We start from the raw sequence: 14135 nt of genomic DNA on the forward strand, positions 1-14135 counted from the left end.
TTCCGGAAGAAGGGGCCCCTTCCCATTTCTGCATCCCCATTGCGCGTCAATGCGGGTGGTAATGGCCGGCGCGATGACGACCATTACCACCCGCGACTCATGAAGTCAGCTTGCGCCGGAGCAGTTCGAAACACAGCACCGCCGCGGCGCTGGCGACGTTGAGCGATTCCACGCCTCCAGCCATCGGAATGGCCAGCGGCTGCGCGATGCGGGTCTGTACGTCCTCCGAAAGCCCGGCGGTTTCGCTGCCCAGCACGAACACCGCGCGCGACCCGAAGTCGGCGTCGAAGATGCTCTCCGCTGCGGACGCCTCCAGCGCGAACAGCGGATAACCCGCCTCGCTCAGCATTTCCGCTGCCTCGCCGGCCGTCCTGGTCCGCAGCACCGGAGCGTGGAACGCTACGCCGGCCGACGCCTTGATGACCAGCGGATCGAGGCTGGCGACCCCGCGGTGCGGCACCACGATTCCGTCGATCCCGGCCGCGGTCGCGGTGCGCAGGATCATCCCGACATTCGCCGGTGTCGTCAGGCCGTCGAGCAGCAGAATGGTTTGCGGCGCGTGGGCAGGCTCGGCGAGCGCGTCCGAGAGCGGCCGCATCTTCCGCGCCACCACGTCGGCCACCACGCCCTGGTCGTGCCGGCCGTTCCCGGCCAGCACCTTCACCCGGTGCGCGCTCGCCCGCTGGATCTTCACCGCGCGGTCGGCGGCGGCGTCCTTGATCTCCTCGATGATCGGCCCGCGCAGCCCCTCGGCGAGGATCACCTTGTCCACGCGCAGGTCGTAGTCCGCCAACGCCTCCAACACCGGCTTTCGGCCGTATACGGTGACGAATCGATCTTTCGGGGAAACTTCGCTGGTCACGGTTCCAAGTGTCACATGTGCTGCCGCGCCCACCTCGACTGGAACCCCTCGGGATCGGGCCGGTTGTGTGCCAGGATCGCGGTCATGTCCGATCGTCTCTCCGCAGTCGACGCCTCCTTCCTCTACCTGGAGGACTACACGACGCGCGGTGTTCCGGCGGCCGCGCACCGGGTTCGACTACGACAACGTGCTGGCGCTGATCGACCGCCGCCTGGGCTTCGTGCCGCGCTACCGGCAGCGGGTGATGCAGGTTCCGGGTGGGCTCGTCCGCCCGGTGTGGGTGGACGACCAGGATTTCGACATCACCTACCATGTGCGTCGCTCGGCGCTGCCCAAGCCGGGTAACGACGGCCAGCTGCACGACCTGGCGGCCCGGCTGATGTCCCGGAAGCTCGACCACACCCGCCCGCTGTGGGAGATCTACCTGGTTGAGGGCCTGTCCAAGAACCGTGTGGCGGTGATCACCAAGACCCACCAGGCGATGGTCGACGGCATCGGCGCGATCGACATCGGCCAGGTGATCCTGGACGTGGAACGCGACCGGGAGGTCCCGGACGCCGACGAGCTGTGGATGCCGCGTCCAGAGCCGAGCCTGGCCGAGCTGCTGGTCGAGGCGATGACCGATGCGGTGCAGCGGCCCGGTGAAGTGGTGGAGAACGTCCGGTCAGCGGTGGCCGACGCGACCGCGACGGTGCAGAAGGTCACGAGGGCGCTCGGCGGTGTCGCCTCGGCACTGCGGACGGCAGTGGTCCCGGCACCGAGCGGGCCGCTGAACGCGCCGACTTCCACCCAGCGCCGTTTCGCCGTCGCGAGGGCCAAGCTCGACGATCTCCGCGCCGTTCGCCGGGCCCACGGCAGCACGGTCAACGATGTGGTGCTGGCGGTAGTGACCGGTGCCTTGCGGAACTGGCTGTTGTCCCGCGGTGAGGTGGTGACCCCGTCGACGACGGTGCGCGCGATGGTCCCGGTGTCGGTTCGCTCCGACGACGACGAGGCGCGGGCGACGTACCCGGAGACTGGCAGCCTGCCGGTCGGATCGGTCGGCAGCAAGGTGTCGGCTTACCTCGTGGACCTGCCGGTCGGCGAGGGTAACCCCATCGTTCGGCTGCACCAGGTCAGTCATGCGATGCGGGCGCACGCGGAGTCCGGCGAGTCGGTGGCGGCCGGTGCGCTGGTCAAGGTGTCCGGGTTCGCGCCGCCGACCCTGCACGCGTTGGGTGCGCGGGTCGCGAACCAGTTCTCCGACCGGCTGTTCAACGTGTTGGTGACGAACGTTCCGGGACCGCAGGTGCCGTTGTACGCGGCGGGGGCGAGGATGATGGAAATGTTCCCGGTGGTGCCGTTGGCCAAAAACCAGTCGCTGTCGGTTGGCGTTACCTCCTACGACGGCGGCGTGTACTTCGGGTTGAACGCGGATCGGGATGCGATGCCCGATGTGGACGTGCTCGCGGCGATGATCGGAGAAGCAGTGGACGAGATGATCGGGACGGTCGACGCATGAGGGTTTACCTGCCCGCCACGGTGCCGATGTTGCGGCGGTTGGTGGAGGAGAAGCAGTTGCAGCCGTTGGGCGGGACAGCGTTCGCGTTGACACCGGCGCTGCGCGAGTCCTACGCCAGCGGCGACACGGAGGAAATGGAGTACGCGGCGATGCGGGAGGCCGCTCGGGCGTCGCTGCGGTTGATCGCCGGTGACCTGGGCGCGGGCGAGAAGGTGGAGCTCCGGCGGGTGGTGATCTCCGCCGATGTCGAAGACGTGACTCTGCGACCGGACCTGGACCACGCTGTCGTGAAGGTGTCCGGGCCGGTGCAGTGGCGGCAGCTCGCGGCGGTGCACGTGGACGCCACGGAAGCCGAGGAGGCGGTGCGCGCCGCGGCTGAGGTCATCGACGCGGCTGATCTCGGCGACCCGGATGCGGACTTCACCCTCGGCGAGGCCGAGGACCACGAGCTGGCCTGGTACGCGCCTCAGGAAGTGCCGTTCCTGCTGGAACTGATGTAGCCGATTCCACGCGAAAGCGGCGAAGCGTCGCGTTGCGGCGTGGACCGGATGGTGCGGCCCGGGGCGGGGTGCCTCGGGCCGCACCGCGGTGTCACTGCTGCTTTTCCTGGACCTGGTCCGCTGGCGGGATGTTGATCTGAACCGGCTTGCCCCAGTCGCTGTAGCGCACCGTCATGGTCGACTCGGGGATCTGCTGGCCGGCCACGTTGAGGGCGGGTGTGGTCGAGTTGGCCTTGATCGGCAGGCCCTCGGCGTCCAGCCACACGGTCTGCTTGATCTCGGAGACCCCGGCGCCGACCAGGGCCTCGTACGCCGCCTTCTCCTCGGCTTTGGCGCCGACGACGGCCGCCTTGAGGTCGGTCACGATCTCGTAGCGGGTCGCGTCCTGGCCGTCGACCTGCTCCTTGGTGCTGGCGGTGATGGTGGAGCCGGGCGGCAGCATGGCTCCGAAGTCGTTGATCTTGCCCAGCTGTCCGAGCTGCTGCGCCATCGAGTCGTTGGCGGACATCTTCAGCCACGGCTTGCTCGGGTCGCCGGAGAGCTGCGCCAGCTGCGGGCTCTTGATGTACAGGCCGTCGCGGGTGAACACCATCTCGGTCGGTCCGGTGCAGGCCATCTCGGTCTGCGCGATGTCCAGCTGGCACTTCGTGGAGCCGAGGCTCTGGATGGCGCCGGTGCCCTCGAAGGACACCGTCACGGTCTTCTTCTCGCTCATGCTGGACTTCGCGGAGCTGACCAGCGACGAGATGTCCTTGAACGAGGAGCCGGAGTTCTCGGTCTGCTGCTGTCCGGGGTTGTCCGGGGCGGCCGGGGACCCGCCCTGGCTGCAGGCGCCCAGGGTGATTGTTAATGCGGCTGCGGACAGGGCGACTGCGGTGCGGCGCAAGGGAATTCCTCTCTGGACGAAGATTGCGATGCCCAGAACGTAACATTCCGCGTTGCCCTTTTAGGGTGTTTTGTGGAAGCCCGGTCAGCGCGGCGGTTGTTGGGCCTGCCTCGGCAGGTCCTCGAAGACGCCGACCTGTCCGGCCGGCGGGACCGGGATCTCGGTGGGCGCGCCCCAGTCGCGGTAGGTCGAAGTCAGCGACACCTTGCCGGCCTGCGCGACTTCCTGGCTGGCCGCGAACCGCGCTGGCAGGCCGGATTCGTCCAGCCACAGCTGGTATCCGAGTTCCGGTTCCCCGTCTTGGGCGGCCTGCCGGAACTGGGCGCGCTGTTGCGGGTCGGCGGACACGTCGGCGGCCTGCGACGTGATGACCCGCAGTTCGTAGCGGGTGGCCGGCTTGCCGTCGACGGTGTCGGGCGCGCTCTGCTGGATGCGGGTGGCGGTTTCGACGCCGCTGAAGGTGGCGCGCGGGTCGACGGCTTCGTGTAGCTGGTGCAGTGCGGGACTGAGGAGTTTTGCGCCGAAATCTGCGCCGCCGGGGGTGATCTTGAGCCACGGCTTGTCGGGTGCGGGCCGCGTCAACGGGGTCTGCAGGTACCCGACACCGTCCACGATGGACAGCTCGATTTGCTGCGGTTTGTTCCCGGGGGCGCGGGTCTGGCCGCTGAACGCGAGATCGGCCAGCGGGCCCCGGTAGTGGACGGTGCCTTCCGCGGCCAGTTCGCCCACCATGCCGAGGCTTCCGCGAACGCTGCTGCGCACGCTGCCGCGTTCGTTGATCTTGCCGATCACCTGCGACAACATCGTGCTCGCAGCGGGTCGAGGGTCGGGTTGGGTGGCCATCAGCGCCCTGGCCTGCGGGAGTGGTTCGGTGCCGCAGGCGCTGAGTGCGGCGATCAGGGCGAGACCAGCGGACAACACCGCGGTCCTGCTGGCTCGTGGCATCGGGCGAGCTCCTCGGGCCGGTGGCGGCACTGTGCTCGTGCGGTTGTCCGCACGCCATATTGGCCGCGCGGGAGTGAGAACGACCCGCGCAGACCGAATCCCACGCTAGCAACGATGTCGTGAGACCACAGGGGACGATCGCGACTCGTTCGGGGGGATCAGGCTTCGTCGAGTCCGGCGCGGGAGCGCAGCAGGCGGCGCAGCGAGGCGAGTTGTTCGACGCTCCCGCCGTCGGACGCGTAGGTGTCCAGGTGGCAGTCCGGATCGTCGGAACCGCCGAGGTGACCGCAGTTCGGCGGGCATTCCTCAGCCGCTTCGGCGAAGCCCTCGAACGCGGCGATCACGTCGTCCGCGGTGACGTGCGCCAAGCCGAACGAGCGGATGCCCGGGGTGTCCACCACCCAGCCGCCCCGCTCGGGCAGCGGCAGGGCGACCGCCGGGGGGGATGCCGGCCCTTGCCGACCCCGCTGACCTCGCCGGTCGCCCGGTCCGCGGCCGGCACCAGCCGGTTGACCAATGTGGACTTGCCGACCCCGGAGTGGCCGACCAGCGCGGAGACCCGGTCGGTGAGCAGGGCGCGCAGCTCCTCGGGTTCGGCGTCCAGCCGGGTGATCGTGATCGGCATATCCAGCGAGGAGTACGTGTCGATCCACTCGCCGGGGTCGGCGAGGTCGGCTTTGGTCAGGCACAGCACCGGGGTCAGCCCGCCCGCGTAGGCGGCGACCAGGCAGCGGTCGATGAAGCCGGGGCGCGGCGGCGGATCGGCCAGCGCGGTCACGATGACCAGCTGTTCGGCGTTGGCGACCACGACCCGCTCGTAGGGGTCGGTGTCGTCGGCGGTGCGGCGCAGCACGCTGGTGCGGTCGGCGACCCGCACGATGCGAGCCAGCGTGTCGGGTTTGCCGGAGATGTCGCCGACGAGGTCGACCCGGTCCCCGACGACCACCGGTGTGCGGCCGAGTTCGCGGGCCCGCATGGCGGTGACCAGCTGGTCGGGATTGCCCTCCAACGCGCAGGTCCACCGCCCGCGGTCGACCGCGACGACCATCGCGGCCGTGGCGTCGGCGTGCTTGGGGCGTTGCTTGCTGCGCGGACGGCTGCCGCGGCGTCCGGGGCGCACCCGCACATCGGACTCGTCCAGATCCCGCCAACCGCGCTTGCGCATCAGATCGCCGCCCCCGCGCTCACGCCGTTTCCCCGAGCATCGTCGCCCACATCCCCGGGAAGTCGGGGATCGTCTTGGCGGTCGTCGCGATGTCCTCGACGGCCACGCCGGGCACCCTCAGCCCGAGGATCGCGCCAGCCGTGGCCATCCGGTGGTCGGCGTAGGAGTGCCAGTTCCCGCCGGTCAGCGGCCTGGGCTCTATCAGCAGCCCGTCCGCGGTCTGCTCGACCGCGCCGCCCAGCTTGTTGAGCTCGTTCTGCAGCGCGGCGAGCCGGTCGGTCTCGTGGCCGCGCAGGTGCGCGATGCCGCGCAGCTGCGAGCGGCCGGGGGCTAGCGCCGCCAGCGCCGCGACCGTCGGGGTGAGCTCGCCGACGTCGTGCAGGTCGATGTCGATCGGGGTGAGTTCGTCGGGGCCGGTGACGGTCAGACCGGCGTCGGTCCGCTGCACGTGCGCGCCCATCTGGCGGAGGATTTCGCGGATGGCGTCGCCGGCCTGCGTGGTCTGCGCCGGCCAACCGGGCACGGTCACGGTGCCGCCCGTCACCGCTGCGGCGGCGAGGAACGGGGTGGCGTTGGACAGGTCGGGTTCGATGTCGACGTCCAGCGCGTGGATCTTGCCCGGTGCCACCCGCCAGGTGTTCGGTTCCTGGTCGTCGACGTCGACACCGGCGGCGCGCAGCATCGACACCGTCATCTCGATGTGCGGCAGCGACGGGACCGGCTTGCCTTGGTGCAGCACCGTGACGCCCTGCTCGAACCGCGGCGCGGACAGCAGCAGCCCGGAGACGAACTGCGACGACGCGGACGCATCGATGGTGACCGTGCCCCCGGCGAGCTTCCCGGTGCCGTGCACGTCGAACGGCAGGGCGTTGCCGTCGATCTCGGCCCCCAGCTCGCGCAGCGCGTCGAGCACCGTGCCCAGCGGGCGCTGGCGGGCCTGCGGGTCACCGTCGAAGGTGATCCGTCCGACTGCCAGGGCAGCGACCGGCGGGACGAACCGCATGACCGTGCCGGCCAGGCCGCAGCCGACTTCGGCCGGTCCGTGCAGCGTGGACGGGGTGACCAGCCACGAGCCGTCCGGTCCGTCCTGCACCTCGACCCCGAGGGAACGCAGCGCCCCGGCCATCAGCTCGGTGTCCCTGCTGCGCAGCGGGGCGCACAGGGACGACGGGCCCTCGGCGAGCGCGGCGAGCACCAGCGCACGGTTGGTGATGGACTTCGAACCGGGCACCGGGACGGTCGCGCGCACCGCGCCGCGGGCGACCGGAGCAGGCCAGAGCTGGGTCATAGGGCAATGATCCCCCACCCGGCTCCGCGTTTTCAGCGGTGGGGGCCACCCGGTGGTGCATCTGCGCAGGTCGGTTCGCGTGGCGGCGCGAGTTGCGCCAGTGATGGGCGTCGCGGTTCGGGTAGCGATGTCGCTCGCCTGCGGCGATCCGGGCTGCAAGGATGAGGTCGACCGTTCCGCTACGAGGTGACGGAGGTTCGACCAGGCATGTGCGGCAGGTACGCCTCCACGAAGGATCCGGGCAAGCTCGCGGCCGAGTTCGCGGCGTTGGACGCCACCGGCGGGGCAGCCCCGGGCGCGGACTTCAACGTCGCGCCGACCAAGAACGTGTTCAGCGTCGTGCAGCGGCACCCCCGCGACGATGCCGGTGATCGGGACCTCGAACGGACCGAACGCACCATCCGGGTGATGCGGTGGGGCTTGGTGCCGATGTGGGCGAAGGAGAAGACCATCGGCAGCCGGATGATCAATGCCAAGTCGGAGACGGTGACCACCAAACCCGCCTTCCGCAGCTCGATCAAGCGCTACCGGTGCCTGCTGCCCGCCGACGGCTGGTATGAGTGGAAGCGCGAGGGCGGCCGGAAGCAACCGTTCTTCATGACGTCCCCGGACGGGTCCAGCCTGGCGATGGCCGGGATCTACGCGTCCTGGCGCGACCCCCAGGCCGAGGATGCGCCGCCGTTGGTGACCTGCTCGGTGCTCACCACCAGCGCGATCGGGCAGCTGGCCGACGTGCACGACCGGATGCCCCTGTTGCTGCCGGCGACGGCGTGGGAGCAGTGGCTCGACCCGGACCTGCCGGACGTCACCGATCTGCTCGGCCCGCCGCCGCGGGAGCTGGTCGACGGACTGGAGATCCGACCGGTGTCGACTGCGGTCAACAGCGTCCGCAACAACGGCGCGAAGCTCCTGGAGCGCGTGTCGCTCGACGAGCAACCGCAGGCGGTAGGTTTGGATTCGGACATGAAGTGAGCCGGCTCGGGCGCCGGGCGAACGCGGGGTGAGTTCTGATGTGTGGTCGGTACGCCGTCGGGCACGACCCGGCGGCGCTGGCCGAGGAGTTCGCGGCGGCGGATCGCACGGCCGGTGCGGTGGGCGCGGATTTCAACGTGACACCGACCAAGACGGTGCCGATCGTCGTGCAGCGCGGTGCCGAACGCAGCGTCCGGCCGGTGCGCTGGGGCCTGGTGCCGACCTGGGCGAAGGAGCTCGGCAGCGGCCCGCCCATGATCAACGCTCGGGCCGAGTCGATCACCGTCAAGCCGGCCTTCGCGGACTCGGCGCGCCGCCGCCGCTGCCTGATGCCCGCCACCGGCTGGTACGAGTGGCGTCCCGGGGATCGGCGTCGGCAGCCGTACCTGTGCACCCGCGAGAGCGGCACCAGCCTGGCGATGGCCGCGGTGTTCTCCGCCTGGTGGGCGCCGAACTCCACCGATCAGCCGTTGGTGACCTGCGCGGTCGTCACCACCGATGCCGTTGGCGAGCTGGCCGGCATTCACCACCGCATGCCGCTGGTGCTGTCCGAGCACCGCTGGGCCGACTGGCTCGACCCGCAGCGCACCGAGATCGCGGACCTGCTGGAACCCGAGCGGGAGGTGCTCGGCGAACTGGCGATCCACCCCGTCTCCACCGAGGTGAACAGCATGCGCAACAACCATCCAGACCTGCTGGAACGGGTCGAGCCGCTGCCCGAACCCGCCGAACAAGCCGCGCTGTTCGAGTCATGACCAGGGTCGAGGTCGAGACGCCGCACGGCCCGGCCTGGGCCGAACTGCACTGCGCCGAAGAGGGCCGCGCCGCGCTGCTGCTCGGACATGGCGCGGGCGGTGGCATCGCCGCCCCCGACCTGGTGGCGGTGACTCGGGCCGCGACCGAAGCCGGGGTGCACGTGGCGCTGATCGAGCAGCCCTACCGGGTCGCGGGCCGCCGGGCGCCCGCCCCGGCCAAGCAGCTCGACACGGCGTGGCTCGCGGTGGTGGAAGACCTCGGCGAGCGCTGGTTCCCGGATCTGCCGCTGATCTTCGGCGGTAGGTCGTCCGGGGCGCGGGTGGCTTGCCGAACCGCGGAGGCGGGCGCGGCGTCGGCGGTGTTGTGCCTGGCGTTCCCGGTGCATCCGCCGGGCAAGCCGGAGAAGTCGAGGCTCGGTGAGCTCGACGGGGTGGAAGCTCCGGTGCTGGTGGTGCAGGGCGAGCGGGACGCCTTCGGCCAGCCGGAACCGTCGCACAACCGCGAAGTGGTGCTGGTTCCCGGCGACCACTCGCTGAAGGGCGATGTGGACGCGGTCTTCCGCGCGGCCCAGGAGTGGCTCCAACGAGTCCTCCGCCTCCTCGACTGAGTGCTCGGCTCCGGTTCCGGCCGCGATTTCAATGAAGCGTTTTCCAACCTCTTCTTGCGTTGCGTTGCGGGTAGCGGAACCTCAGCGGTCTTCTTGGCGGTGGGATCACGGACTTGTGTATAACCGCGATACGCGGCTGTCCTTGTGGGACTTCCAGCGGCACGGCGGCGGATCGGCCAGGATGGAAAAGGCTCAAAGGCAATCGAATGGCCGATTTCCATTTGAAATTGCGGTAAACGTGGTGTCGGGGTCAGCTGGCGATATCGGCGATGCGGGCGTCGAGCAGCCGGACCAGGTCGTCGGCCGCCAGCTCGATCTCCAGGCCTCGCCGCCCGGCGCTGCAGTAGATCGTTTCGAACCCCGTCGCCGACTTGTCGATCACCACCGGCAGCCGCTTCTTCTGGCCGAGCGGTGAGATCCCGCCCGCGACGTAGCCGGTGGCGCGTTCGGCGTCGGCGACCTCGGCCATTTTCGCCTTCTTCCCGCCGGCGGCAGCGGCGAGCGCCTTCAGGTCGAGCTGCCCGGTGACCGGGACCACGCCGACGGTGAGCTTGCCATCGACCTCCGCCACCAGCGTCTTGAAGATCCGCTCCGGCGGCTGGCCGAGTGCCTCGGCCGCCTCCAGCCCGAACGACTCGGCACGTGGATCGTGCTCGTATGCGTGCACCCGGTGAGAGATGCGTCGCTTGCTCAACAGCGCTGTCGCCGGAGTGCCCTTGCCTGCCATGCGCGTCACTCTAGAAGGCTGGAATAACCCTTGACGCAGACCGCGTTGCACGGTTCGTGACGATGGATTCGACGAACACCTGCGTGCTGGATTGCGCCGAGCGTGCACTGCTGTCAGCACCAGGTATCAGCAGGCGGGCGCGGGTATCCTCGTATATGGACCATGCGAAAGATCGCATGGGTTCGTCGCCTGCAGTCACCTCGTCCAGGCGGCGGGAAAGGAGCCAGGTGCCAAGCACCCCAGAGCACCCGGACGCAACCGGGCGGCCCGGCGATGCCGGGCGGCTCAGCACTGCCGACATTGAGCCGACGGTCGACTCCTCCGAGGTTGACCGCAGCAAGGAGACCGACGAGCAGCGCGCGGCCCGCTTCGAACGGGACGCGATGCCGCTACTGGACCAGCTCTACGGCGCGGCACTTCGGATGACCCGCAACGCGCCGGACGCCGAGGACCTGGTCCAGGAGACCTACCTCAAGGCCTTCTCTGCCTTCAAGTCGTTCGCGCAGGGCACGAACCTCAAGGCCTGGCTGTACCGGATCCTCACGAACACCTACATCAACGGTTACCGCAAGCGGCAGCGGCAGCCCCAGCAGCAGCCGACCGACGAAATCGCCGACTGGCAGCTCGCCCAGGCCGAGAACCACACCTCCAGCGGCCTGCGCTCGGCCGAGGTCGAAGCGCTGGACCGGTTGCCGGACACCGACGTGAAGGCAGCCCTCCAACAGTTGGCCGAAGAGTTCCGCATGGTCGTCTACCTCGCGGACGTGGAAGGCTTTGCTTACAAGGAGATCGCCGAGATCATGGGCACACCGATCGGCACGGTGATGTCGAGGCTGCACCGTGGTCGCCGGCAACTGCGTGAGATGCTCACCGACGTCGCCCGTGATCGCGGCTTCTTGCGGGAGACCAAGCGGGAGGTGAGCACTAAATGAATTGCGGCGGGCCCGACGAAGACTCCTGCGAGGACGTGCTCGCTGAAGTGTGGCTGTTCCTGGACAACGAGTGCGACCAGCAACGGCGCGCGGCGGTGCAACAGCATCTCGACGGCTGTGGTAGCTGCCTAGAACACTTCGGCATCGAAGAGCACATCAAGGCGTTGCTGCATCGCAAGTGCGGCGGTGAGCACGCCCCCACGGAGCTGAAGGACCGGCTTCGGGCCTCCATTCGGGAGGCAGTGCTGCGGAAGGCGGAGGTGACCGTCGAGCGCGGCCCGGAAGGCACCTCGGTGGAGGTGCGGACCAAGCGAACATCGGCGGAATGACCGCAAAACGACGAATGGCCCCGGACCGCCCGGTCCGGGGCCATTCTCGCGTCCGACGGCTGGCGCCGCCGAATTCACGAGCCGTTGGGGCGCTTGCCGTGGTTGGCCTTGTTCTTGCGCCGGTCCTTCTTCTTGCGGGCCCGCTTACCCATGTGGCCTCTCCCTAAAGTTCGCCTGTCCGACCAGTCCGACCGGGGGATGGGCGTTCGCGCGTACCACCCGGTCTCCGCTGGGGTTTCGAGCATCCAGTTTGACATGGCCACCACCTGCCGCTGGCGGGTGGTTCCGGTCGTGGTTTCCTAATCAGGGGCCCCCCGGGCCCACGACGAGGAGGAACGTGATGGCCGAGGAGATCCGCGCCGAGATGGTCGCCAACGTGATGGCGGTGTCGGTCGGCGAGGGCGACTCGGTCGGCGACGGCGACTCGCTGGTGCTGCTGGAGTCCATGAAGATGGAGATCCCGGTGCTCAGCGAGATCGCGGGCACGGTCAGCGCGATGGCGGTCAAGCCCGGCGACGTGGTCCAGGAAGGCGATCTCATCGCGGTCGTGGAATGACGCGGCCGCGCCGACGAAGAGAGGCGGATCTTGTCCACGCTGAGTGATCTGCTCGCCGAGCACACCGGACTGTCCGGCACCGCGGCCGACCACCTGCAGCTCGTGGTCGCCGAATGGCAGCTGCTGTCAGACCTGTCCTTCGCGGACTTCCTGCTCTGGGTCCCGATCGGCCCGCAGGCCGCGCCGGAAAGCCGGTTCCTGTGCGTTGCGCAGGCGCGGCCTACCACGGCGCCCACGGCCCACCCGGAAGACGTCGTCAGCACCGAGGTCACCCAGGAAGAGCACCCGCAGCTGCGGCGCGCCGCCCTGGAGGGCCGGATCTGCCGCGAGGAGGATCCGCGCTGGCACCTGGGCGTGCCGGTGCGCCGGGAGACGATCCCGGTGAAGCTGGGTGACGAGATCGTCGCGGTGCTCAGCCGGGACACCAACCTGGCCGTGCCGCGAGTGCCGTCGCCGCTGGAGATCTCCTACCTGGGCAGCGCGGCCGACCTGTGCCAGATGGTCGCGGACGGGACCTTCCCGACCCCGGAGCCGGCGCCCGATGTGCACACGAGCCCGCGGGTCGGCGACGGTCTAATCCGCCTGGACAGCTCCGGCACGGTGGTGTTCGCCAGCCCCAACGCGCTTTCCGCGTACCACCGGATGGGCCACGCCGCGGATCTGGTGGGGGCGCAGCTCGCCCCGCTGACCCGGTCGCTGCTCAACGATCCGTTCGACGCGGACGAGGTCGCGCAGCGCGTCCGCCGGGCGATGGGCGGACAGCCCAGCATGCGCATCGAGGCCGAGGCGCGGGGTGCGACGGTGCTGTTCCGGGCGTTGCCGCTGCGGCCGCGCGGGCAGCAGGCCGGCGCGTTGGTGCTGGTGCGCGACGTGACCGAGGTCAAGCGCCGGGACCGTGCGCTGATGTCCAAGGACGCGATGATCCGCGAGATCCACCACCGCGTCAAGAACAACCTGCAGACGGTGGCGGCTCTGCTGCGGCTGCAGGCGCGGCGGACCGGGAACAACGAGGCTCGGCTTGCTTTGGACGAGTCGGTCCGGCGGGTCACGTCGATCGCGTTGGTCCACGAGACGCTGTCGATGTCGGTGGACGAGCGGGTGGATCTCGACGACGTGGTCGATCGCGTGATCCCGATGATGAGCGATGTCGCCGCGGCGGAGACCGGGGTCAAGGTGCGCCGTGAGGGTCGCTTCGGGGTGGTGTCGGCGGAGCTGGCCACGCCGTTGGTGATGGTGCTCACCGAATTGGTGCAGAACGCTTTCGAGCACGCATTCCCGGAAGGCCAGGGCGGGGAAGTCGTTGTGCAGGCGGAGCGTTCGGCGCGTTGGCTGGACGTCGTCATCTCCGATGACGGTCGCGGCCTTCCGAAGGGTTTCTCCCTCGAACGCGCCGAACGTCTCGGCCTGCAGATCGTGCGGACCCTCGTGGAATCCGAGCTCCGAGGGTCGTTGAGCTTGCGCGGTCGCGGCCGGCAACCCGGTACTGAGGCGGTGTTGCGGGTGCCTCTGAAGTACCGGCGCTGATGCCGTCCCGTGGGTGGGAGTGCCGCGCTGGTGCGTCGATCTCCGGTGACATGCCGGTTGGGTGGCGTGTCGTGGCCGATCGGGTCGGGTTCCTGGCGGAACTCAGCTCATCGAGCGGAGAGCTTTGCGGTTCCTGCCGGGGCCGACATCGACGCGGATCGGCCGGGTATCTCGTTGGGGTTTGAATTGTCGGGTGCGACGGCCGTTCGTTCGACCGGGGCGAAAACGTGCGGTCGGCCACCGGGGGTGTGACCGACCCGGCACGCTTTCAGCGAGCTTCGCGACTCAGGCGTTGGTGCGGGCCCGGGTGCGAGCGTTGCGCCGCTTGAGCGCGCGCCGCTCGTCTTCGCTCATACCGCCCCATACGCCGGCGTCCTGCCCGCTCTCCAGTGCCCAAGCCAGGCACTCGGAGGCGACCGGACAACGGCGGCAAACGGCCTTCGCCTCGGCGATTTGCAGCACAGCAGGACCACTGTTCCCTACAGGGAAGAACAGCTCCGGGTCCTCGTCACGGCAAACCGCACGGTGGCGCCAGTCCATCGTTCCTTGCTCCTCGCTAGGCGCGCCCACGCGCGCCGCTCGTTT

15 protein-coding genes and 2 pseudogenes are annotated in these 14135 nt (G+C 69.4%); 9 read left to right on the top strand and 8 right to left on the bottom strand.

Going from position 1 to position 14135, the window contains the following annotated elements; all coding sequences use genetic code 11:
* Positions 1-97: 97 nt before the first annotated feature.
* Positions 98-877, bottom strand: coding sequence for a TrmH family RNA methyltransferase (locus tag SSPN_RS0100005; RefSeq protein ID WP_010304731.1), 780 nt, complete (start codon positions 875-877; stop codon positions 98-100).
* Between the two features lie 69 nt (positions 878-946).
* Between SSPN_RS0100005 and SSPN_RS41835 the strand changes: the two are divergent.
* Positions 947-2363: pseudogene (locus SSPN_RS41835) on the top strand (WS/DGAT/MGAT family O-acyltransferase).
* Positions 2360-2863 carry a DUF6912 family protein gene (locus tag SSPN_RS0100015; RefSeq protein WP_010304739.1) on the top strand — a complete coding sequence of 168 codons (504 nt, stop codon included), beginning with the start codon at positions 2360-2362 and terminating at the stop codon, positions 2861-2863. Before SSPN_RS41835 ends, SSPN_RS0100015 begins: the two are co-directional and overlap by 4 nt.
* A 91-nt stretch (positions 2864-2954) precedes the next feature.
* Here SSPN_RS0100015 and SSPN_RS0100020 read toward each other — a convergent pair whose 3' ends face one another.
* The 4 genes and pseudogenes from SSPN_RS0100020 to aroA form a co-directional block, all read right to left on the bottom strand.
* The gene (locus SSPN_RS0100020) at positions 2955-3749 is read right to left on the bottom strand and encodes an SCO4651 family lipoprotein (protein ID WP_010304742.1); all 795 of its coding nucleotides are present in this window, start codon (positions 3747-3749) and stop codon (positions 2955-2957) included.
* An 84-nt stretch (positions 3750-3833) separates the two neighbouring features.
* A complete protein-coding gene (locus SSPN_RS0100025) occupies positions 3834-4694 on the bottom strand; it encodes an SCO4651 family lipoprotein (protein WP_010304746.1) in 861 nt (286 codons plus the stop codon).
* Between the two features lie 158 nt (positions 4695-4852).
* Positions 4853-5859 (bottom strand): annotated as a pseudogene (rsgA, locus tag SSPN_RS41840) (ribosome small subunit-dependent GTPase A).
* 19 nt (positions 5860-5878) lie between these two features.
* Complete coding sequence (gene aroA, locus SSPN_RS0100035) at positions 5879-7147, bottom strand: 3-phosphoshikimate 1-carboxyvinyltransferase (RefSeq protein WP_010304749.1); 1269 nt, start codon at positions 7145-7147, stop codon at positions 5879-5881.
* A 207-nt stretch (positions 7148-7354) separates the two neighbouring features.
* On the opposite strand from aroA, the gene SSPN_RS0100040 reads away from it, so the two are divergent.
* The 3 genes from SSPN_RS0100040 to SSPN_RS0100050 are packed head-to-tail and all read left to right on the top strand — an operon-like array spanning position 7355 to position 9482.
* Positions 7355-8119: an SOS response-associated peptidase gene (locus SSPN_RS0100040; protein WP_010304753.1), complete on the top strand. Its 765-nt coding sequence runs from the start codon at positions 7355-7357 to the stop codon at positions 8117-8119.
* Between the two features lie 38 nt (positions 8120-8157).
* Positions 8158-8874, top strand: a complete 717-nt coding sequence (locus SSPN_RS0100045; RefSeq protein WP_010304756.1) for an SOS response-associated peptidase — start codon at positions 8158-8160, stop codon at positions 8872-8874.
* Entirely contained in the window at positions 8871-9482 is a 612-nt protein-coding gene (locus tag SSPN_RS0100050) for an alpha/beta hydrolase family protein (RefSeq protein ID WP_010304760.1), read from the top strand. Before SSPN_RS0100045 ends, SSPN_RS0100050 begins: the two co-directional genes overlap by 4 nt.
* Before the next feature lie 250 nt (positions 9483-9732).
* Here the strand turns inward: SSPN_RS0100050 and ybaK are convergent, their stop codons facing one another.
* Entirely contained in the window at positions 9733-10209 is a 477-nt protein-coding gene (gene ybaK / locus SSPN_RS0100055) for a Cys-tRNA(Pro) deacylase (protein WP_010304764.1), read from the bottom strand.
* 227 nt (positions 10210-10436) lie between these two features.
* On the opposite strand from ybaK, the gene SSPN_RS0100060 reads away from it, so the two are divergent.
* Both SSPN_RS0100060 and rsrA read left to right on the top strand, forming a co-directional pair.
* Positions 10437-11141, top strand: coding sequence for a sigma-70 family RNA polymerase sigma factor (locus SSPN_RS0100060; RefSeq protein ID WP_010304771.1), 705 nt, complete (start codon positions 10437-10439; stop codon positions 11139-11141).
* Positions 11138-11470, top strand: a complete 333-nt coding sequence (gene rsrA / locus SSPN_RS0100065; RefSeq protein WP_010304774.1) for a mycothiol system anti-sigma-R factor — start codon at positions 11138-11140, stop codon at positions 11468-11470. The genes SSPN_RS0100060 and rsrA overlap by 4 nt, the downstream gene beginning before the upstream one ends.
* 74 nt (positions 11471-11544) lie before the next feature.
* Here rsrA and SSPN_RS62385 read toward each other — a convergent pair whose 3' ends face one another.
* Entirely contained in the window at positions 11545-11622 is a 78-nt protein-coding gene (locus SSPN_RS62385) for a 50S ribosomal protein bL37 (protein ID WP_371812874.1), read from the bottom strand.
* A gap of 188 nt (positions 11623-11810) precedes the next feature.
* On the opposite strand from SSPN_RS62385, the gene SSPN_RS0100075 reads away from it, so the two are divergent.
* Together SSPN_RS0100075 and SSPN_RS0100080 are read left to right on the top strand one after the other, a co-directional pair.
* Complete coding sequence (locus SSPN_RS0100075) at positions 11811-12026, top strand: biotin/lipoyl-binding carrier protein (RefSeq protein ID WP_010304778.1); 216 nt, start codon at positions 11811-11813, stop codon at positions 12024-12026.
* 30 nt (positions 12027-12056) lie between these two features.
* Positions 12057-13550 carry a sensor histidine kinase gene (locus tag SSPN_RS0100080; protein ID WP_010304781.1) on the top strand — a complete coding sequence of 498 codons (1494 nt, stop codon included), beginning with the start codon at positions 12057-12059 and terminating at the stop codon, positions 13548-13550.
* Between the two features lie 285 nt (positions 13551-13835).
* On the opposite strand, the gene SSPN_RS0100085 is transcribed toward SSPN_RS0100080, so the two are convergent.
* The gene (locus SSPN_RS0100085; RefSeq protein WP_010304783.1) at positions 13836-14090 is read right to left on the bottom strand and encodes a WhiB family transcriptional regulator; all 255 of its coding nucleotides are present in this window, start codon (positions 14088-14090) and stop codon (positions 13836-13838) included.
* Positions 14091-14135 lie beyond the last annotated feature (45 nt).

It is taken from the genome of Saccharopolyspora spinosa NRRL 18395 (assembly GCF_000194155.1).
Taxonomy (GTDB): domain Bacteria; phylum Actinomycetota; class Actinomycetes; order Mycobacteriales; family Pseudonocardiaceae; genus Saccharopolyspora; species Saccharopolyspora spinosa.